The following is a 19584-nucleotide window of genomic DNA, read 5'->3' as shown; positions in this document are numbered from 1 at the left end:
GCAGTTGGCGTGATCCCCGTAACCGGTCTCGTGGTCTGCGTGGCCCAGTTGGCGGCGGGCAATGACAGACCTTGGTGCGTTGCAAGCGCACGAATCGAGGCGGACTATAGAAGCCGCGAGTTAACGGGGCAATCCCTTCCCGCGAGGGGACATGGACCGCGTGCGCGCTTTGGGTCCCCTCGTGCGCGAGATGACGCGAAGGAAACGCGCCCCGCGTCATTCCCGTCTGCGTTTGTCGACCTCGATTGTCGACACTTGTCCGGCGTCGCCAGACATCCGGTGACTGTACACCGGCCCTCGCGGCGAAGCAGCTAGCCGTTCGGTTAGGTCGCGTAGACGCTGCCGCCCCGCAACCGTTTGCCATATGAACGAACGGCAATCTCCACATTGTGAATGTCTTAAAGTTAAGACAAGACCCCTCGGCCTCATCCGGAAAGACGAAAGGCGCAAACGGCCGGCTCCGTTACTATTCTTCAATATCGCTTCGGGGGGAGCGAATTCAAACACGGCGAGCCGCGGCACAAGCGCACGCGGTTGTGGGAGGTCGTATGGAATTGAGTTTTGTCGCCCCCGGCACGCAGACGCATCGATATGCGCTCAAGCTCGCGGGCCTGCCCGAAGGTAACGAGCCAGGTACGACGGCAGTCGACCCCACCTGGGTGGACGATGCCCTTACCGCTGCCGTGCGCGTATTCGATGCGCACCGCGTGCACTTTGCCGATGCCTACTTCGCCTATCGCGCACGTGAGACAGCGCAGCACCCCACGCGCGCTGCCGGCAAGACCCCACCCGCACGCGTTGCCGGCGATCTCCACGACGACACCCCGCTGCTCGCGGATACGTTTGCGATTGCGCAGTTGGCCGCACTTGTTTCGCTGGAGGCATCTGGCGTGGCCGATGTGATCGATGTCCATCTGGTGGTGGAGCGCTTGCGTGACGATGCCCCCACCCCGCCTGCCGATGGCATCGGCGAAGTGACGTTCGTCACGGAAACCGCGGCCGGCCTGCAAAGCGTGGCAAGTCGGCATTAAGGCGGGCAGGGCCGCTTACGGCCCATGGTGCGTGGGCCGCTCCGGCACGATGGTCGGCTGCGGCTCAGTTGGCGCGCCGACTGCGTCGGCGTCGCGAAACGTCCAGTACCGGTGCACCACGAAGTTGAAGATTGCCGTGATGGCCGAGGCGAACATCTGCGCGATCAGGTAGTACAGGCCAATTCCCAGGCCGATGGCCATGATGGTCGCGTTGCATCCCAGCGCGAGAAAGGCCACCAGGCCAAACCGCACCATCGCGCCGACGTGCCCGCGTGTGCTGTTGAAGACGGCCTGCCGGCTGATGAAGTAGTTGAGCGTGGCACCGATCACACTGCCTACCACCGACGCTCGCCACGGCGAGACTCCCACCTGCACGAGCCCGAACAGCACCACATAGTGCGCCAGCGTTGCGCCGCCGCCGATGACGACATAGCGAGCAAACTGCTCCACCGCCGCCCAGAAATGCCGCCGAGACGCCATGCGCACACTCACCCCATCTACTTTGGAACCGACATTGTGCTCGACCATGGTTCTCGGGCCGCAACTCGCGTGCCACCGACCCCGCACAATAAGTGCGCTTAAAGTTGTGCAACATTTGGCCGTATAGAAACGTGGGGCCCTGCGCAGTTGTTGGCTCCCCATTGCCATGCTCGAACTTCAACCTCTCGACATTCCGCTTGCGATCCCCCTGCCGTGGCCGATGCTTGACGCCGACGGGCAGTTGCTCGTCCCGAAGGGCGACGTCATCCACTCCCCGGAGGAGATCGACCTGCTGTGCACGCTGCACCGCCCGCATCGTATGGCGGACGGCACGCCCGCGCCTGCGCCAGCGTTTGCAAATACGCAGTTCCCGAACACGATGTTCCCCGACATGGGCGACGATCCTGACGGTGAACGCACGATCGCCATGGAGCTGCTGGGCCTGCGCCCCGGTGGCATGCTGACCGTGCGACTGACCGCAGGCGCCGGCCAGACCAAGGGCGCCGCGCGCGTGATGGGCTACAGCCCGCAGCGCCATCTGCTCATCACCATGCCCACCGACAGCGGCCGCTCGGTCATGCCGGTCAAGGACGAACTGGTGGAAGTCCACGCCTTCTCGGGCGAGGGCATTGCCAGCTTTGAATGCACGGTGATGGCGGTGTGCCGCATTCCGTTCGAATACGTCGTGTTGTCGCCGCCGCGGCGGATCAAGAACCGCATGTTGCGCAAATCGCTGCGCGTGCGCGCCAACGTGGTCGGCAAGATGCTGGTGAGCGGCGACCCGCCGCGCATGATCCATATCTCCGACATCAGCACGACAGGCGCGTCGTTCCGCTCCGTGCATCGGCTGGAGGTGAGCGGCGCGCCGGCGCGTCTGCGCTTCCGGGTGAAAACGCGCGACTATCACTCCGAACTGGTGGCAGCCGCCCTCGTTCGCAGTGAGAAACCGGCCGACCTGCCCAACGTCTATCAATACGGCGTGGAATTCGTAGAGCTGGTCGCGGCCCAAAAAATGCTGCTGCAATGCTTTATCTATGAACAGTTACTTTGGGGCGGCCAGCGCATGGTGTAGCGTGCAGGCAGAACTGATATTCGCCCCGCTTTGCTCAGAATTAACTGCCGCTAAAGGTTAAAAACATCTGCCGAAATCACGCAAAAAACGCCGCAAATCGGCCACCATGGCCGGTTTTCAGCTTATGATGCCGCAGGCATGCTTGTGACAAAGCTATACAATTGACAGCACATCAAGTGCAGGCATTTCCGTTTTAAAGGCATTTGCAGGACGATCCCCATTTATGAGCCGCGCAAGGTCTGCCGCGCCATCGAGTCTGGACCCAATCTCCGGATTGCCGGACCGCGAACGATTCGTCCAGCTGCTGGCTGCCATGCCGCAACCCGCACGCCAGGATGCAATCGGCGCACTGCTGCTGATCGGCTTCGACCATTTTGCCGAGGCCACCAACACGCTCGGGCCGCTGGCCGCGCGAGAGGTCATCGTCGAATGTGCATCGCGGCTTGAAGCGCTGAGCGTGCCACCTGCGGATGGCATCGCACCCATCGTCGGGCGCGTCGGCCCCGAGACCTTTGCCGTTGCCTGCGCAGACTTTGTCTCGGCACAGGATGTGCACGATCTCGCGCGGCGGATTTCCGCGGCGCTTACGCGACCTTTCATCACGCATGGTTACGAGCTGGTCTGCTCATGCAGCATCGGCATGACGCTTTTTGAGACCATGCCTTCGGATGCAGCGCGGCTGATTGAACAGGCCGACCGGGCGCTCTACGGGGTCCCGCACGGTGCCGAACAAAGCCCCGCGCTGTATGCCCCGGCGGCCATGCCTCCGATCTCGGGCGGCAACACCGCCGCCATCGATGGATACGACGCCGCCGCCGAGCATCCGCGCCTGGCCGCCCAGTTGCGTCATGCGCTTGCGCGCCGCCAGTTCAGCCTGAACCTGCAGCCGCAACTGAGCCTGACCGACGGACGGATCGTCGGTTACGAATTTTTGCTGCGCTGGATTTCACCGGAGCTGGGAGTCGTTGCACCGGCCGATTTTCTGCCAATCCTGGAACAGACAGGCGACATTCGTGAGGTGGGCCGCTGGGTGCTCGACAATGCCGCGCAGATGCTGGCCGGGCTGCTACGCGAAGAATCCCAGCGCGCGGGACGCAACAGCCGGCATCAGCCGGGCGTGCATGCAGCTGTCAACTTGTCGGTTGCGCAGCTACTCGATCCGCAATTGAGCGACGCCGTGCGCGACATTGCCGCACGCCACGCGGTGCCGACCGCACGCCTCGTCTTCGAGATATCGGAACACACGCTGCACCGTGCCAACGGCTCGGCGCAGAAAGCCGTGGAAGCCCTGCATGCCTGTGGCGCACGCGTGGCTGTGGAAGACTTTGGCGCCACCGCGCACAGCCTCGATTGCCTGGCAACGTTCCGCCCCGATCAGGTCAAGCTCGATCAGGCCATCGTCAACGCAGTGACCAAGGCGAGCGATCACGCGGTGCTGCAACGCCTGGTGGCTGCCGCACATGGCGCGGGGGTGCCCGTCACCGCCACGCGCGTGGAAACCGCCGCGCAGCTCCATGCGTTGCGTGCCTGCCGGTGCGACGTAATCCAGGGCTACCTGCTCTCGCAACCCTTCCCTGCCCGCTGGATCGACGACACACAAGACGTGATTGCCGAGCGCGCACGCGATCTGATGCCGTAAAAGAAAACGCCCTTCCGCCTGCACGGCGGAAGGGCATCGGCGCTGGCGCGCGTGCTGCTTATGCGTGCTCGACGCGAAAGACCGCCACTGCGCTGCGCAGCGCCTCGGCCTGTTCTTCCAGCGATTCCGCCGCAGCCGCAGCCTGTTCGACCAGCGCTGCATTCTGCTGCGTCACCTGGTCCATCTGCGTGACGGCCTGGTTGACCTGTTCGATGCCGCTGCTCTGTTCTTCCGACGCCGCGCTGATCTCGCCCATGATGTCCGTCACGCGGCGCACGGCCACCACCACCTCGTCGATCACCGTGCCAGCTTCGGCCACGAGGGTCGTACCGTTCTGCACACGGCCCACCGAATCGCCAATCAGCTCCTTGATCTCTTTGGCGGCCGTGGCGCTGCGCTGTGCAAGGCTGCGCACCTCTCCGGCAACGACGGCAAAGCCACGGCCCTGCTCGCCGGCGCGTGCGGCTTCCACCGCAGCATTCAACGCCAGGATGTTGGTCTGGAACGCAATGCCTTCGATCACGCCGATGATGTCGGCAATCTTTCGGCTGCTTTCATTGATGCCGGCCATCGTGTCCACCACGCGGCCCACGACTTCCCCTCCCTTGACCGCGATATCCGACGCACTGACGGCCAGCGTGCTCGCCTGACGCGCGTTATCGGCATTCTGCTTCACGATGCTCGTCAGCTCTTCCATGCTCGACGCGGTTTCCTCCAGCGACGAGGCCTGTTGCTCCGTGCGTTGCGAGAGGTCGGCATTGCCGGCGGCAATCTGCTTGGTAGCGCTGGCGATGGAATCGGAGCCAGTGCGCACCTGGCCGATGATCTGCTGCAGGCTCGTTTGCATGGACGACACCGCGTGCATCAGGCGTGCGGTTTCATCGCGGCGGCCCGCGGCTGTCTGGCCTTCCATACGCGTGGCGAGGTCGCCCGATGCCATGCGCTCGAACACCTGAATGGCGCGCTCCAGCGGACGCACCACCGTGCGGCCAAGCACGCCGCGCGCCACCACCGACAACACCAGCGCGGCGGCCAGCAAGCCACCCGAGATCCAGATGCTCATCGCATAGCGCGACTGGGAATGGTCAAAGCGTTGCTGGCCGTACTTGAAGCGCGCCCCGACCAGGGGCCCGAGCGCCGAGTCGTAATCGACGAACAGCTTCGGCACCAGGTTCGTGTTCAGTTCGCGGTACGTAGTGAGGTCGCTGTGTTCCAGTGCGGCAATGGCCGGCTCCAGCGCCGTCTTGACGAACTTGGTGCGTGCCGCGTCGGCGGCTTGCAACTGGGCGCGGTCCGCATCGGGAATCGGCAGCTTCATGAACTGGGCCCAGGCATCGTTGGCCGAGTTGACCATGGTGTGCGCATCGGACAGCAGTTTCTTGAGTTCTTCAGGCGTGGAGACCGCATCGAAATTGGTCAGGTGGATGCGCGCCCACAGCAGGTTGATGGTGTCTTTGGCCAGCAGATCCAGGCCCTTGGCATCTTCCAGATACACCGCCCGCAAATCGTCATTGGTCGCCCGGCCGGTGGTGATACCCGCGAAGCCCACCACGGCAATCATCACTGCAAATACCGCGACCAGAAACGTCAGCCGCGTGCGAATGCTCGTATCCATCCATTTCCACATATGTTTTCCCCTGCATGGTTGGGCCGTGTGCGCCGAGATCGTCTTCCCGCGCCCCTCTTCGGGCACCCTGTTCACTCCCAATGGTGCTAACGGCAAGGGACAGCGGAAATAGAGGGCATCACCACGAATGTCCGGAATGCGCCGCAAGTGATATGCAAGAAGGTAAAAAAGATACGACCGGCGCACCCCACGTGCGCGGGGTGGCACTAAAATGCGGGTTGCGCCACCGTCGTGGTGGCAATCACGCGAACATCGTGCGGGACACCGCACGGCTCACAAGGGGATCGAGATGAAGAAACTGATTGCACTGCTGGCCCTGGGCTGCGTCGTTCTGGCGGGCTGCAACACGATGGCAGGCATGGGCAAGGACATTCAGACGGGTGGTCAGAAGCTGGAAAACGCCGCTGACAACACCAAGCAGAAGATGTAATGAAGCGAAGGCCCGGAGAGTCCCTGGCCTGAGTTGAAAAAACGCCGCTGTTCGCGGCGTTTTTCTTTTGGGCCGCTACAGCAGCTCTTCCGGGGTAAACGGCGCCAGCATCTGAATCCACGTCCGGCGGCCAAGGCCCACTTCCGGCTCCTGATCGACGACGACCTCCTTGCCATTCTCATGCGTGGTCCAGCGCAAGTGGCCGTCGTCCTTGGTCACCCGGTAGGCGCTGTCGCGCACCGAATCGTCAAACAGCTTGGCTACCGCATCCGACAGCACCGGGCTGCGGATGATCAACCCCGTTTCGGTATTCAGCCCGATGGAGCGCGGGTCGATGTTCATCGAGCCGACAAACAGCGTGCTGCGGTCCACCACGATCGATTTCACGTGCAGGCTTGCCTGCGACGAACGGAACGTGCCGAACATCTTCGGGCGATCGCCCAGCGTCGGGCGCAGCTCGTACAGTTCAACACCATCGTCGATCAGCGCGCCACGATATTTCGCATAACCCACATGCACGATGGGTGCGTCGGTCGCTGCCAGCGAGTTGGTCAGCACACGCAGCCGCACGCCCCGATCCTGCAAGTGCCTAGCCACCTCGACCCCGCGCTTGCCCGGCACGAAGTACGGCGAGATCAGCACCACCTCGCGCTTGGCCTCGTCAATCAGACGCAGAAGCGTCTGGGCGAGGCGCTCGCCGCCAGGTTCCACCTCATCACCCGACACCTTGGCCGGACGGTCGACGATCACCTGTGCCTGCGCCCACTCCAGGCGCAGGCGGCCACGGGCGATCTGGTCAGCCAGGAACCAGTCGCGCGGTGCGGGCTTGAGCGGCAAAGGCTGCTCCGGCGCTGGGCTGGCCAGATCAGTCTGGTTACGGCGCTGCTCGAGCTGCGAAATCGTCTGGTCGGATGCCGGCTTGGCGGAATCGGAGCCCATGTTGATCGGCCGGGTCGGCACATCGATATGCTGCGGCGGCCCTTCCGGCCGGTGTGGCATCGTCACCGGCGGCGGATAGTTGCCCTCTTTCGGCTCGGGCGGATGCGCCATGCTCGGCTCGGGCGCCAGCGCCTGCACCGGATAGGCAAATTCGCTGTTCCAGTACGCATCGAACGCCGACGACAACTGACGCACCGCCGGCCCGGCAGCCAGCACGTCAAGATCGACGAAGTTGGTGGTCTGGTTCTGCGTGAAATACTCGGCGCCCAGATTGCGCCCACCTGTCACGGCCAGTGCGTTGTCGGCAATGAAGGCCTTGTTGTGCATGCGCCGATTGACGCGGCGGAACTCAGCGGCACCGCTCAGGTACCGTGTGACGTTCGACATCCGCCCGCCCGGAAACGGGTTGAACAGCCGCACGTCGATGTTCTTGTGCGACGAAAATTTCAGAAATGCCAGATCGCGCCCATCGCTGTGCAGATCGTCGACCAGCATGCGCACGCGTACGCCACGGTCGGCAGCGGCCCGCACATGGCGCATCAGTTCGCGCACGCTGTTGTCGCTCGCAATGATGAAGTACTGCAAATCCAGCGTACGCTCGGCCCGGTCGGCCAGCGTGAGCAACGTGGCGTAGGCTTCTTCGCCCGACGGGATCAGCCGGAAGCCGGACACATCGGCCGACGGCGCATTCGTCTGCACCAGGCGCCCCAGCGAAGAGGCCGATTCGGCATTGGGCAGCGCCGTCGTCACGGGGCGATCGACGTGATCTGGCAGGCTTGCGCAGCCCGTCAGCAGTGCGATGACCAGCCAGGCAAACCAGGCGCGCAGATACGCGATCGGGAGGTTCCTCGGGTGCCCTTGCATGTTCGATGTCGTGTTGGGTACGGCACAGGTCGAGAGGACGTCTACTTCACACCAGCATGCGGCGTGCCTGAACAGACGCCACGGCCAGACTACGCGAGATGTCAGCCGGGGCAGTATCCGTGTTTGTCCGACGCCACGTGGGGCGTGTCAAAATGGCGCAACGGTGCGCTTTTTCCCCCGCTGCTTTCCATGCTGACCAACACCACGGCATTTGCCGCCTTCCTCTTTGTTGTGCATTGCGTGGGCGTCCTCGCGGCCATGCATGCCGTGTTGACCGTGCGCACGTCGCAGGGTGCCATCGCGTGGGCCATCTCGCTGGTCACGCTGCCGGAGTTCACGCTGATCCCCTATCTAATCTTCGGGCGAAGCACCTTTGCCGGCTACGTGGACGCGCGCCGCTTTCACAACGCGCGTCTGCGCGAAATCACCCTGTCTGACGACTGGCGCCGTCTGCGCGACCATGAATCCAGCGTGGTCGCGCCGCAGCACACCTGCATGCAGGCCTTGCCGCGCCTGACCGGCACACCGTGTCTGGCCCGGAATCGCGTGCGGCTGCTCGTCAACGGCGCGGAAACCTTCGATGCCATCTTTGCGGCGATTGCCCAGGCGCGGCGCGTGCTGATCGTGCAGTTCTTCATCGTGCACGACGACACGCTCGGCCGCCGACTGGCCGAACTGCTGCTCGACCGCGCGCGGGCCGGGGTGCGTGTGTACTTTCTCTTCGACAGCATCGGCTGCCACGCGCTGCCGCGCCGCTATGTGCAGCGTCTGATTGAAGGCGGCGTGCTGGCCAAGCCGTTCTCCACGCATGCCGGGTTCGTCAACCGCTTCCAGCTCAACTTCCGCAACCATCGCAAGCTCGTCGTGGTGGACGGAGACCGTGCTTACGTTGGCGGTCACAACGTCGGCAACGAATACATGGGCGAAAAACCGCCGCTTGCCCCGTGGCGCGACACGCATATCGAGATCGTCGGTGCCGCGGTGATGGACTTGCAACTGACCTTTGCCGAAGACTGGTACTGGGCCGCGCACGAAGTGCCGCAACTGATCGTTCCTGAACTGCGGCCCGAAGAAGACATGGTTTGCCAAGTGGTCGCCAGCGGCCCGGCAGACAAGCAGGAAACCTGCTCGCTGTTTTTCATGGAAGCCATTCAATCGGCGCGCAAGCGGCTGTGGATCACGTCGCCATACTTCATTCCCGACGAAGCCGTGTTTGCCGCGCTGCGCCTGGCCGTGCTGCGCGGGGTAGACGTGCGCATCCTGATCCCTTCGCGACCAGACCATCGCATGGTGTTCCTGGCGTCTACGCTGTATGCGTATCAGGCGATCCGCGCGGGCGTGAAGATCTATCGCTACCTGCCGGGCTTCCTGCACCAGAAGGTCGTGCTGATCGACGACGAGGCCGCAGCCGTGGGCAGCGCCAACCTCGACAACCGTTCGTTCCGCCTCAACTTCGAGCTGATGATCATGACCGCGGACCCACGCTTCGCCAACGACGTCGCACAAATGCTCGAAGTCGATTTTGCCGAAGCCGCCCGCGTTGGCCGTGACGAATACGAACACGCACACCCGCTGCGCCGCGTGATCATGCACGTCGCCAAGCTGTTCGCCCCCATCTTGTAATCACGCTCCGAATTCCGAATTCCGAGTTCGCCCGCAAGAAGCGGAGCGCATCCAGGCATCGCCGTCCCTACCCTGAAGCGAACATTTTCAGGAGTGTGCGATGTCCGATTCCCATGATCTTGCTGTCGACCGTCTACCGCCGGGCTTCAATCGGCTGGCGGGTTCCAACCTGGCTGCGCAGTCAGCCGAGCAGATTGCGCTGGCCGCCATGCCAATGGTTGCGGTGCTCACCCTGCATGCCGACGCCAGCACAGCGAGCTGGCTGCAAGTCACCCTCACGCTGCCGTTTGTGCTGTTTGCCATTCCCGTCGGCATGCTGGCGGATCGTTGGCCCAAGCGTGCATTGATGGCCGGCGCGGAGGCGGTACGCGCGCTGGCCTTGTTTGCTGTGGCGGGTCTGCTGATGGCCGGACGCTTGAACCTGGCTGCGCTGGGTGTGCTGGGCTTTGTTGCTGTGTGCGGCACGGTGGTGTTCAGCGTGGCGGCGCCTGCGCTGGTGCCCTCGCTCGTACCGGCAGCGATGCTTGCGCGCGCCAACGGCCGAATCGAGCTAGCGCGCACGATTGCATTTGCTTGCGGGCCGGCCATCGGCGGTGCGTTGGTCGGCTGGACAGGCTCGATGGCGGCGTTCGCGCTGGCGGCGGCGTTGTCCGCCATGGCTGCGGCACTGCTGGCCGGCGTGGCCGCCCCGGAGTCAGTGGCGCGGCACGCGGCGCACCCGCTGCGGGACATAGCCGAGGGCGCGCGCTTCGTGTTTCACCATCCGCTGCTGCGGCCGGTGTTCATCACGCAGTTCGTCTTCACCATGGCGTTCTTCATGGTGATTGCCATCTTCGTTCCATATGCGGCGCATCGGTTGAACCTCTCTGCACAAGCGATTGGGCTGACGCTCGGCATGTACGGCGCGGGCATGGTGATCGGCGCGCTGCTGGCCGCCCGCATTCTGGCGCGCTGGCGCTTCGGCCATGTGGTGGCGACTGGCCCCGTGTGTGGACTGACGGGCGGTGTGCTGCTTGCGGCCACGCTCTGGCAGCCGTGGCCGGCACTGGCACAAGCGGGCTTCTTTCTGCTGGGTTGTGGGCCGATTCTGTGGGTGGTCAGCACCACCACGCTGCGGCAGACGGTGACGCCGCCCACGCTGCTGGCGCGCGTATCTGCAGTGAATGTGATGTCATATGGCGCTCGGCCAATCGGCGCGGCAATGGCCGCGTGGCTCGCCGCACACGCTGGTGCGGGGGCGTGCCTGCTGATGGCGGTGGCGGGCTTTGCGCTGCAGTTGCTGTGCATCCTGCAATCGCCCGCGGTGCGGCTGGTGCGTCAGCCGCGTGCGGACGATACGTCGGCCGGGCTCGAACCTGCCTGAGCCGCGTCGGCACCGCGATCACCGCGCTGCACGTCGCGCCACGCACGCGGCGTCATACCGAAGTGGGCGGTGAACCAGCGCGTGAACGACGCCTGCCGCGTATAGCCGAGCAACGCGGCCACCCGTCCGATCCGATAGCTCGGGTTCGCCATGTAGCGAACGGCGAGGTTGTGCCGGACCTCCTCCACCAGGTCAGAGAACGTCATGCCGGCTGCTTCCAACTGGCGTTGCAGGGTCCGCACGCTCAGGTGGAGATGATCAGCCACCTGTTCGACCGAGGCGCGCTCCAGCGGCAGCAACAGGTAGATCGCGCGACGCACGTCCTGCACCACCGCCTCTTGCGCCGATACATTGAGCGGCTCGGCAAGGCTTTCCGCGTAGCGCACGAGGGCCGGGTCAGCGGCAGGGTTGGGCGTCTCCAGATCGGCAGCGGCGCAGACGATGCCGTTGAAGTCGCTGCCGAACACGATGGGGCAACCGAACACGCGTCTGTGCAGGCTGACGTCAGTGGGAGCGCCATGTGTGAAATGGATGCTGCGCGGCTTCCAGTGCACGCCCAGCAGCGCGCTGCACGTCCTGGCGAGCACGCCAACGGCCAGCTCGTTGGCCTGCCGCAGCGGCACGGGCGTCTCGGTGATCACCTCTTCGCGAATGACCACCATATCGCCATCAGATTCCAGGTAGATCGCCAGCGCCTCGTTCAGCAGGTGGCGGTACTGGATGATGGCCTGCAGCGCCTCGCGCAGCGTGCGCTTGTGGGCGAGCAACAACCCGAGCACACCGAAATCCAGTTCCTGGCGCGCCTCGGCCATCTGCAGCCCGAGCGTCGGGCACGGGGCGCTGGCGGCGGTGATCTCCATCAACTGGCACGTCGCCACGACTGACACGAGCTGCTCGGGATCGGTCAGTCTGGCCGGGTCCAGCCCCACCTGCCGCAGTGCCTCCTGCGGGTTGAAACCAAGCCGCCGCACGACCTGGAAGTAGCCGTTGAGCGACCGGGCACGCACCATCGTTTCCATAGGTTTCAGTGGGCTTCGAGCCGTCTTGGTGTTTACACGGAATGGCGCGTAAAGAGAAAAACTTGGCGCCAATTGAGAAATTCAAAGCTACCGCTTCCCTATAGTGAAGTCCAGCCGAGACATCCCCTACAGGAGCCCCCAACATGCAATTCCTCGATGATTCGCTGCACCCGGAAAACCAGGACAAAGTCGTCATTACCGTTGCGCCGTACGGCCCGGAATGGATGCCGGAAGATTTTCCAGAAGACATTCCGGTCACGATGGAAGAACAGGTGCAGAAAGCCGTGGATTGCTACAACGCCGGCGCTACCGTGCTGCACCTGCACGTGCGTGAACTCGACGGCAAGGGCTCCAAGCGGCTCTCGAAATTCAACGAGCTGATTGCCGGCGTGCGTGCGGCGGTGCCCGACATGATCATCCAGGTGGGCGGCTCGATTTCTTTTGCCCCCGAAGACGAAGGGCAAGCCGCCAAGTGGCTGTCGGACGACACGCGCCACATGCTGGCCGACCTGACCCCAGCACCCGATCAGGTGACCGTGGCGGTCAACACCACGCAGATGAACATCATGGAGCTGCTGTATCCGGCGTATCTGGAAGGCACGTCGCTGGCCAATCCGGCGCTGGCTGCAGCCTATGCAGAAATGACCGTGCCCGCCGGCCCCGCCTGGCTGGAGGAGCACCTGCGCCGTCTGCAGGCCTCCGGCGTGCAACCGCACTTCCAGTTGACCGGCATCCACGCGCTGGAAACGCTGGAGCGTGTCGTCCGCAAGGGCGTCTACAAGGGCCCGCTCAACCTGACGTGGATCGGCATTGGCGGCGGCTTCGACGGCCCCAACCCGTTCAACTTCTTCAACTTCATCCACCGCGCGCCGGATGGTTGCACGCTGACGGCCGAGTCGCTGCTCAAGAACGTGCTGCCCTTCAACATGATGGCCATGGCAATGGGCCTGCACCCGCGCTGCGGCATTGAAGACACGATCATCGACCAGCACGGCAACCGCATGACATCCGTGCAGCAGATCGAGCAGTGCGTGCGCGTGGCGCATGAACTGGGCCGTGAGATTGCCAGCGGCAAGGAGGCGCGCGCCATCTACCGCATCGGCGTGCAATATGACAGCGTTGAAGAAACGCTGGCGAAGAACGGCATGTCCCCCAACCGTGCCCCGAACGTGAAAAACCTGCCGCTGCGCGCGGCCTAAACTAGAAGCCGCCGTATCACCGGGCCAACACAGGCGGCGCTCAACGCAAGCGCCGCCACTCGGAGACAACCATGAATCTGCATGCCGCCGACCCGCGCGCAGACCACCACGACGGCTATCTCGTCAGCCAACCCCAGGCGTGGTTTGCGTTTGCAATGACCTTTGCACTGATGCTGTTCGATTACATCGACCGGCAAGTCATCGTGTCGCTTTTCCCGCATCTGAAGACAGCCTGGGCGCTGTCCGACAAGCAACTTGGCGCGCTCGTCTCGGTCATCTCGATCGTGGTGGCGGTGGGTGGCCTGCCCGTGGCGTTGTTGGCCGACCGCTACAGCCGCGTCAAGAGCATCGTCGTGATGGCCACCGTATGGAGCCTGGCAACGATCTCCTGCATGTTCACGCGCAATTACGGACAGCTCTTCACCGCGCGCGCCATCGTGGGCGTGGGCGAGACCGGCTACGGCTCGGTGGGCGCGGCACTCATTGCCAGTCTGTTCCCCAAGCGCCTGCGCGCCACGTTGATGGGCGCCTTCTTTGCAGCGGCATCCGTCGGTTCGGTATTGGGCGTGTTGCTCGGTGGCGTGATTGCAGCGCGCTGGGGCTGGCAGGCAGCATTTGGCGTGGTGGGCATACCGGGTCTGGTGCTGGCGCTGCTCTATGTGTTCGTGCCGGACTACAAAACGGTGGCGATGGCAGCTGGCGGCACGCAAGTGCGTCAGCCCGCAGGCACGCTCCTGCAACGCGTTGCGGGCGCGCTCACCAGCTCGCGCACGCTGTGGTGGACGTGCCTGGGCGCAGCCTTCCAGTTGATCGTCGTGTCGACCATCTGGGCGTGGCTGCCTAGCTACCTGAATCGCTATCACGGGACACCGCCGGACCGTGCTGCCATGCAAGCCGCACTGGTGGTGCTGTGCGGTGCCCTGGGCGCCTTCGTGTGGGGTGTGGTGGCCGATGTAGTTGCAGCGCGCCGCCAGCGCAACCGGCTGATTGCGGTGGCTGTGCTGGCGGTGGTCACGCTGCTCGTGTTCATGACGGCCTTTGGTACCGCCATGCCGGCCAACCAGCAGTTCCTCCTGATCGCCTTCGGCGGCTTCTTGATGACGTGCACGGTGGCCCCGGCTTCCAGCGTGGTGTTCGACGTGGTGCACCCCGGCGTCCGCTCTACCGGAGCTGCGGTGCTCTCGCTGTTCCAGAACCTGTTCGGCTTGGCCATCGGGCCGTTTGTGGGCGGCGCCATGTCCGACGCGTGGGGCCTGCAGACCGCCCTGGCTGTGATGCCGATCTTCGGCGTGGTTGCAGCAGGCTGCTTCTTGCTGGCCGCACGCAGCTACGAAGCTGAACTCAAGCGCGTGGCCAACGTATCGATCGACGCGGCGCCCACCGCCGCACCAGCCGCTGTGGCTTCCGCATGACGGCCCGACTCCGCTAACCGCGCGCCGCCACAAGGCATCTCACCCCTCTCCCGCCTTGACCGCGTCTCGCCAAGCGAGCCGCGCGGGCGGCGCGCACCCCAAACATCTGAAGACGAATCCAGGAGATATCCATGGCAACCGCAGTCCGCTTTCATGAAACCGGCGGCCCCGAGGTCTTGCGCTGCGAGACCGTCGAAGTGGGCCAACCCGGCCCGGGCCAGGTCCGTCTACGCCACGAAGCCGTCGGCCTGAACTTTGCCGACACCTACTTCCGTTCGGGCCTCTACCCGGTACCCCGCCCCGCCGGCATGGGCGTGGAAGCAGCAGGCATCGTTGAAGCGGTAGGCGATGGCGTAAGCAACGTCGCCGTGGGTGATCGCGTGACCTATACCGGCTTCATCAACACGCTTGGCGCGTACAGCACCGAACGCCTCATTCCAGCCGCGCCGCTCATCAAGCTGCCCGCAGCCATTGCCTGCGAAACCGCCGCCGCCATGACCATGCGCGGCCTGACGTCGGCCTACCTGCTGCGCCGCATCTACCCGTTTGCGAAGGGCAACACGATCCTTCTGCATGCAGCCGCCGGCGGTGTGGGACTGATCGTCTCGCAGTGGGCGAAGCTGCTTGGGCTGACCGTGATCGGCACGGTATCGAGCGAAGCCAAGGCCGACATCGCCCGCGCGCACGGCTGCGACCACGTCATCAACTACGCGCACGACGACGTTGCAAAACGCGTGCGCGAACTGACCGACGGCGTGGGCGTGAACGTGGTGTTCGACAGCGTGGGCAAGGCCACCTTCGATGCCTCGCTCGATTCGCTCAAGCGACGCGGCCTGATGGTGTGCGTGGGTACGGCATCGGGCCCGATCCCGCCGTTCAACCCACAACTGCTGGCGATGAAGGGATCGCTTTACCTGACGCGCCCGGCCCTGGCCGATTACATCGCCGATCCGGCCGAGAAGGCCGAGCTTGCCGGCGAGTTGTTCGATCACGTGGCCGCCGGTCGCATCAAGATCGAAATCCACCAGCGCTATGCATTGGAAGACGCCGTGCAGGCACACCGCGATCTCGAATCGCGCAAGACGACGGGTTCATCCGTCTTCGTCATCTGAGGGGCTGTCATGCGCATCGAACAACTGACCAACGCCCTGGGTGCCGAGCTGACCGGCGTACAACTGAGTGACGCGATCGAAGACGAAGGCCTGTTCAGCGAAATCCGCACCGCGCTGCTCAAGCACCGCGTGATCTTCCTGCGCGATCAGGACTTGAGCCGTGCGCAGCATGTGGCGTTTGCCCGCCGCTTTGGCGAACTGGAAGACCACCCCGTGGCCGGTAGCGACCCGGAGCACCCCGGCCTCGTGCGCATCTACAAGACGCCCGACCACCCGAACGACCGCTACGAGAACTGTTGGCACGCCGACACCACGTGGCGCGAAGCGCCGCAGTTTGGCGCCGTGCTGCGCTGCGTGGAATGCCCGCCCGTTGGCGGCGACACGATGTGGGCCAACATGGTGCTGGCGTACGAGAAGCTGCCGGAAGACGTCAAGCGCGACATTGCCGGCCTGCGCGCACGCCACAGCATCGAGGCCAGCTTTGGTGCCGTCATGCCCATCGAAAAGCGTCTTGCACTCAAGGCGCAGTACCCCGATCCGGAACACCCCGTGGTGCGCACGCACCCCGAAACCGACGAGAAGGTGCTGTACGTCAACGGCTTCACGACGCACTTCACGAACTACCACACCCCTGCGCGCGTGCGCTACGGCCAGGACGCCACGGTAGGTGCATCTGAGCTGCTGCGCTACCTGATCAGCCAGGCCTACATTCCCGAATACCAGGTGCGCTGGCGCTGGAAGCCGAACAGCGTGGCCATCTGGGACAACACCGCCACGCAGCACTACGCGGTCATGGATTACGTGCCGTGCCATCGGAAGATGGAACGCGCCGGCATCATCGGCGGCAAGCCGTTCTAACGATCGTCGGGACACATCGGACCCGTCGGCGATAACACCAAGAGGAGACCCTGCAACATGAAGACGAAGCACATCGCCCCCGCTGCACTGCTGGCCTGCGCCGGCGCGGCCTGCGCGCAATCCGGCGTCACGCTGTATGGCGTGGTGGATACCAACATCGAATATGCGACCAACCTGGCGGGTGCCACGCCGGGCAGCTCGGGGCACCGCGTGTCGATGCAAAGCGGCGGCCTGTCGGGCTCGCGCTGGGGCCTGCGCGGGGTGGAGGATCTTGGCGGCGGCCTAAGTGCGCTGTTCGTGCTCGAAAGCGGATTTGCAAGCGACACGGGCCAATCGCAACAAGGGGGCCGGCTGTTCGGGCGCCAGGCCTACGTTGGACTCAAGAGCAGCACGATCGGGCAATTTACTTTCGGCCGCCAGTACACGACGCTCTTCCAGTTGCTGGCCAACTTTGAGCCGATGGCGTATTCCACGCAGTACGAACCAGCGGCAGTGCAGACCGGCGTGAATTTCCGGTCCGACAACACCGCCATGTACACGGGCAACTTCGGCCCGGTGACTGCGCAGGCGCATTGGTCATTCGGCACCGGCGCCCCGAGCGCCAACCCAACCGGCGGCGGCAACGGCGAGGTGCCCGGCCAAGCCCGGCGCGACAGCGGCTACGGCGCGGGGGTGGCGTACTCGGCTGGCCCGCTGGGTGCCACGCTCGTGTATGACCAGTACAACCCCAGCACCCCGCTGGGCGGTGGCGCGTTCAGCTCCGGCACCGTGCGCAAGGCGGCGCTGGCGGGCAGCTACCTCGTTGGCGATGTGCTCAAGGTCATGGGCGGCTACCGCTGGGGCCAGAACAAGAACGCCAACGGCAGTGTGGCGCTGCGCGACGACTACTTCTGGGCCGGCGTGAACTATCAGGCGACAAACGCCGTGATGCTCTCGCTCGAATACTCGTACCAGAAGATCAAGACCATCAACAGCGCGCCGTCCACGCAGGCCAACCCGTGGCAGGTCGCGTTCATTGCCGACTACACCATTTCCAAGCGCACCGATCTGTACCTGACCACGGCCTATGCGCGCAACGCGGGCCTGGCGCTCGACCAGGCCACGGTGGACCTCAACGCCACCGGCTACGGCCTGGCTACCGGCAAGACCAGCATGCTCGGCGCGGCCGTCGGTATTCGCCACAAATTCTGAGCGGCCCACACCACGGGAGGCGGACTCCGCCGTCTCCCCGGTCGGCATTCGAGGAGGGTGACCTCCTCGTTTTTTCTTCATGGCGTTTCATCATGACGTTGTCCAACCCTTCTCCCACCATCCTCATGGTGCCCGGCCTGCGCGACCACGTGGCCGAACACTGGCAGACGTTGCTCGAAGCCAAACTCCGGGCTGCAGGCCACAAGGCTGCGTCAGTCCCGCCGCTGGAAGCCGACAAGTTGAGCTGCGCGGCACGGGTAGTGGCCTTGGACAAGGCCGTCAGCGCCATCGAAGGGCCGGTGATCCTGGTGGCGCATAGCGCAGGCGTGATGATCACCGTGCATTGGGCCAAGCGGCACGCGCGCAAGATCCACGGCGCCCTGCTGGCCACCCCGGCCGATCTCGACACGCAGTTGCCGTCGGGCTATCCCACGCAGGACGTGCTGCAGAAAAATGGCTGGCTGCCCTGCCCCCGGCGTCCGCTGCCGTTTCCAAGCGTCGTCGCCGCCAGTCGGAACGATCCGCTGGCATCGTTCGAGCGCGTGGCCGGCATGGCGGCCGACTGGGGCAGCCGTCTGGTCGATCTGGGGGACGTCGGTCATCTGAATCCCGCCGCCGGCTTCGGCCCGTGGCCCATGGCGGAAGCCCTGATCCATGAACTCGATTGACCGGTCCATGCAGGCAAGTCCGCGCGGCGCAATCCACCCACGCACCAAGCTCACCGTCGATGTCTTCTTCGACTTCATCTGTCCGTGGTGCTGGATCGGTACGCGCCATCTGGCCAGCGCGCTGCGCACGTTCGCGATGCTGCATCCGGAGGTGAAGACCAAGGTGCGGTGGCGCCCGTATCCGCTGCTGCCGGACACCCCGGCCGAAGGCCTGCCGTACCAGGCGTTTTACCTCAGCCGTCTCGGCAGCCCCACTGCCGTATCGATGCGGCGTGCTCAGGTGCAGCGCGCCGGGCAAGCGGCCGGCATCGACTTCGATTTCACACGCATCAATGTCCTGCCCAATACCGAGCGCGCGCACGGTGTGGTTCGGAAATATCGCCGGGTCGACGCGGGCGGACAGCCAGCTCAGCTCATCGAACACATCTTCAGCGCCTATTTTTTGGAAGGTGCCGACATCGGCAACGAAGACGTGCTGCAGCGCCTGGAGTTCGAGCACAACCTTGCCACGGCCATGGCGCCCGCAGTGTGCGCGCCCAGCGTTTGCAAACCAGTGGGCCGCGGCGTGACCGTGTCAGGAGTGCCGTATTTCATCTTCAACTCGAACGTGGCGATCTCGGGTGCGCATCCGGCAAGCACGCTGGTGCGCGCCATGCAGAACGCGCTGTCGCTGTCGCTGTCGCTATCGCCACTGCAATCGCAAGAGGAAGCGCAGTGAACACCATGGCGTGCAATGTCACCGTGGCTTCGTCCGGCGAGCTGGGCGCCGGAGAACGCAAGCTCGTCTTCGTCAACGGCCGCAGCGTCGTCCTGTTCAACGTTGAAGGCCGGCTTCATGCCATCGACAACAGTTGCCCGCACAACGGCGCATCGCTGGCCTCGGGCCGTCTTGCCGGCAACGTATTGCAGTGTCCTGCGCATGGCCTGCGCTTCGATCTCGCCACCGGCTGCACGCCCGGGTCCAGCGGCTTGTGCCTGAAAACCTACCCCGTTCAGGAGACCGACGGCCACGTCGTCATCCAGCTCGAAGACGCCAGTTGATTCGCCACGCGCGATA

Annotated in this window: 18 protein-coding genes; 14 read left to right on the top strand and 4 right to left on the bottom strand. The window is 64.4% G+C overall.

Annotated features, from left to right (window positions below):
- The first annotated feature begins 548 nt into the window (after positions 1-548).
- Positions 549-1031, top strand: a complete 483-nt coding sequence (locus BG83_RS0121105; protein ID WP_024978586.1) for a hypothetical protein — start codon at positions 549-551, stop codon at positions 1029-1031.
- A gap of 15 nt (positions 1032-1046) precedes the next feature.
- Here BG83_RS0121105 and BG83_RS0121100 read toward each other — a convergent pair whose 3' ends face one another.
- Positions 1047-1559 carry a GtrA family protein gene (locus BG83_RS0121100; RefSeq protein WP_024978585.1) on the bottom strand — a complete coding sequence of 171 codons (513 nt, stop codon included), beginning with the start codon at positions 1557-1559 and terminating at the stop codon, positions 1047-1049.
- 118 nt (positions 1560-1677) lie between these two features.
- On the opposite strand from BG83_RS0121100, the gene BG83_RS0121095 reads away from it, so the two are divergent.
- Positions 1678-2583: a flagellar brake protein gene (locus BG83_RS0121095; RefSeq protein ID WP_024978584.1), complete on the top strand. Its 906-nt coding sequence runs from the start codon at positions 1678-1680 to the stop codon at positions 2581-2583.
- 223 nt (positions 2584-2806) lie between these two features.
- Positions 2807-4222 carry a bifunctional diguanylate cyclase/phosphodiesterase gene (locus tag BG83_RS0121090; RefSeq protein WP_024978583.1) on the top strand — a complete coding sequence of 472 codons (1416 nt, stop codon included), beginning with the start codon at positions 2807-2809 and terminating at the stop codon, positions 4220-4222.
- Between the two features lie 58 nt (positions 4223-4280).
- Here the strand turns inward: BG83_RS0121090 and BG83_RS0121085 are convergent, their stop codons facing one another.
- Positions 4281-5849, bottom strand: coding sequence for a methyl-accepting chemotaxis protein (locus tag BG83_RS0121085; RefSeq protein WP_024978582.1), 1569 nt, complete (start codon positions 5847-5849; stop codon positions 4281-4283).
- Positions 5850-6138: 289 nt separating this feature from the next.
- Between BG83_RS0121085 and BG83_RS0121080 the strand changes: the two genes are divergently transcribed.
- On the top strand, positions 6139-6279 hold the full coding sequence (locus BG83_RS0121080; protein WP_024978581.1) for an entericidin A/B family lipoprotein: 141 nt from the start codon (positions 6139-6141) through the stop codon (positions 6277-6279).
- 75 nt (positions 6280-6354) lie between these two features.
- Here the strand turns inward: BG83_RS0121080 and BG83_RS0121075 are convergent, their stop codons facing one another.
- On the bottom strand, positions 6355-8082 hold the full coding sequence (locus BG83_RS0121075; protein ID WP_024978580.1) for a phospholipase D family protein: 1728 nt from the start codon (positions 8080-8082) through the stop codon (positions 6355-6357).
- Positions 8083-8271: 189 nt separating this feature from the next.
- Here BG83_RS0121075 and cls point away from each other — a divergent pair, with 189 nt between their 5' ends.
- Positions 8272-9705 (top strand): cardiolipin synthase, encoded by a 1434-nt coding sequence (cls, locus tag BG83_RS0121070; RefSeq protein ID WP_024978579.1) that lies wholly within the window; start codon positions 8272-8274, stop codon positions 9703-9705.
- A gap of 100 nt (positions 9706-9805) precedes the next feature.
- On the top strand, positions 9806-11068 hold the full coding sequence (locus tag BG83_RS0121065; protein WP_024978578.1) for an MFS transporter: 1263 nt from the start codon (positions 9806-9808) through the stop codon (positions 11066-11068).
- Here the strand turns inward: BG83_RS0121065 and BG83_RS0121060 are convergent.
- Positions 11023-12087 (bottom strand): AraC family transcriptional regulator, encoded by a 1065-nt coding sequence (locus BG83_RS0121060; protein WP_024978577.1) that lies wholly within the window; start codon positions 12085-12087, stop codon positions 11023-11025. The two genes, BG83_RS0121065 and BG83_RS0121060, sit on opposite strands and share 46 nt — an antisense overlap.
- 143 nt (positions 12088-12230) lie before the next feature.
- On the opposite strand from BG83_RS0121060, the gene BG83_RS0121055 reads away from it, so the two are divergent.
- From BG83_RS0121055 to BG83_RS0121020, 8 genes are all read left to right on the top strand, one after another.
- The gene (locus BG83_RS0121055; RefSeq protein ID WP_024978576.1) at positions 12231-13286 is read left to right on the top strand and encodes a 3-keto-5-aminohexanoate cleavage protein; all 1056 of its coding nucleotides are present in this window, start codon (positions 12231-12233) and stop codon (positions 13284-13286) included.
- A gap of 71 nt (positions 13287-13357) precedes the next feature.
- A complete protein-coding gene (locus tag BG83_RS0121050) occupies positions 13358-14698 on the top strand; it encodes an MFS transporter (RefSeq protein ID WP_024978575.1) in 1341 nt (446 codons plus the stop codon).
- Between the two features lie 131 nt (positions 14699-14829).
- The gene (locus tag BG83_RS0121045) at positions 14830-15810 is read left to right on the top strand and encodes a quinone oxidoreductase family protein (protein ID WP_024978574.1); all 981 of its coding nucleotides are present in this window, start codon (positions 14830-14832) and stop codon (positions 15808-15810) included.
- Between the two features lie 9 nt (positions 15811-15819).
- Positions 15820-16668 (top strand): TauD/TfdA dioxygenase family protein, encoded by an 849-nt coding sequence (locus BG83_RS0121040; protein ID WP_024978573.1) that lies wholly within the window; start codon positions 15820-15822, stop codon positions 16666-16668.
- 57 nt (positions 16669-16725) lie between these two features.
- The gene (locus BG83_RS0121035; protein WP_024978572.1) at positions 16726-17859 is read left to right on the top strand and encodes a porin; all 1134 of its coding nucleotides are present in this window, start codon (positions 16726-16728) and stop codon (positions 17857-17859) included.
- Between the two features lie 92 nt (positions 17860-17951).
- Positions 17952-18527, top strand: a complete 576-nt coding sequence (locus tag BG83_RS0121030) for an RBBP9/YdeN family alpha/beta hydrolase (protein ID WP_024978571.1) — start codon at positions 17952-17954, stop codon at positions 18525-18527.
- Positions 18514-19245 (top strand): DsbA family oxidoreductase, encoded by a 732-nt coding sequence (locus BG83_RS0121025; RefSeq protein WP_080693706.1) that lies wholly within the window; start codon positions 18514-18516, stop codon positions 19243-19245. The genes BG83_RS0121030 and BG83_RS0121025 overlap by 14 nt, the downstream gene beginning before the upstream one ends.
- 5 nt (positions 19246-19250) lie before the next feature.
- Positions 19251-19568, top strand: coding sequence for a Rieske (2Fe-2S) protein (locus BG83_RS0121020; protein ID WP_024978569.1), 318 nt, complete (start codon positions 19251-19253; stop codon positions 19566-19568).
- Positions 19569-19584: the final 16 nt, after the last annotated feature.

The sequence above is a fragment of the Ralstonia pickettii genome (assembly GCF_000607165.1).
In the GTDB taxonomy this organism is placed as follows: Bacteria; Pseudomonadota; Gammaproteobacteria; order Burkholderiales; family Burkholderiaceae; genus Ralstonia; species Ralstonia holmesii.
This window is presented reverse-complemented; position numbering and strand designations above follow the sequence as displayed.

Coding starts and splice junctions, on each gene's coding strand:
- BG83_RS0121105 (WP_024978586.1), top strand. CDS start 549: ATGGAATTGAGTTTTGTCGCCCCCGGCACGCAGACGCATCGATATGCG.
- BG83_RS0121100 (WP_024978585.1), bottom strand. CDS start 1,559: ATGGTCGAGCACAATGTCGGTTCCAAAGTAGATGGGGTGAGTGTGCGC.
- BG83_RS0121095 (WP_024978584.1), top strand. CDS start 1,678: ATGCTCGAACTTCAACCTCTCGACATTCCGCTTGCGATCCCCCTGCCG.
- BG83_RS0121090 (WP_024978583.1), top strand. CDS start 2,807: ATGAGCCGCGCAAGGTCTGCCGCGCCATCGAGTCTGGACCCAATCTCC.
- BG83_RS0121085 (WP_024978582.1), bottom strand. CDS start 5,849: ATGTGGAAATGGATGGATACGAGCATTCGCACGCGGCTGACGTTTCTG.
- BG83_RS0121080 (WP_024978581.1), top strand. CDS start 6,139: ATGAAGAAACTGATTGCACTGCTGGCCCTGGGCTGCGTCGTTCTGGCG.
- BG83_RS0121075 (WP_024978580.1), bottom strand. CDS start 8,082: ATGCAAGGGCACCCGAGGAACCTCCCGATCGCGTATCTGCGCGCCTGG.
- cls (WP_024978579.1), top strand. CDS start 8,272: ATGCTGACCAACACCACGGCATTTGCCGCCTTCCTCTTTGTTGTGCAT.
- BG83_RS0121065 (WP_024978578.1), top strand. CDS start 9,806: ATGTCCGATTCCCATGATCTTGCTGTCGACCGTCTACCGCCGGGCTTC.
- BG83_RS0121060 (WP_024978577.1), bottom strand. CDS start 12,087: ATGGAAACGATGGTGCGTGCCCGGTCGCTCAACGGCTACTTCCAGGTC.
- BG83_RS0121055 (WP_024978576.1), top strand. CDS start 12,231: ATGCAATTCCTCGATGATTCGCTGCACCCGGAAAACCAGGACAAAGTC.
- BG83_RS0121050 (WP_024978575.1), top strand. CDS start 13,358: ATGAATCTGCATGCCGCCGACCCGCGCGCAGACCACCACGACGGCTAT.
- BG83_RS0121045 (WP_024978574.1), top strand. CDS start 14,830: ATGGCAACCGCAGTCCGCTTTCATGAAACCGGCGGCCCCGAGGTCTTG.
- BG83_RS0121040 (WP_024978573.1), top strand. CDS start 15,820: ATGCGCATCGAACAACTGACCAACGCCCTGGGTGCCGAGCTGACCGGC.
- BG83_RS0121035 (WP_024978572.1), top strand. CDS start 16,726: ATGAAGACGAAGCACATCGCCCCCGCTGCACTGCTGGCCTGCGCCGGC.
- BG83_RS0121030 (WP_024978571.1), top strand. CDS start 17,952: ATGACGTTGTCCAACCCTTCTCCCACCATCCTCATGGTGCCCGGCCTG.
- BG83_RS0121025 (WP_080693706.1), top strand. CDS start 18,514: ATGAACTCGATTGACCGGTCCATGCAGGCAAGTCCGCGCGGCGCAATC.
- BG83_RS0121020 (WP_024978569.1), top strand. CDS start 19,251: ATGGCGTGCAATGTCACCGTGGCTTCGTCCGGCGAGCTGGGCGCCGGA.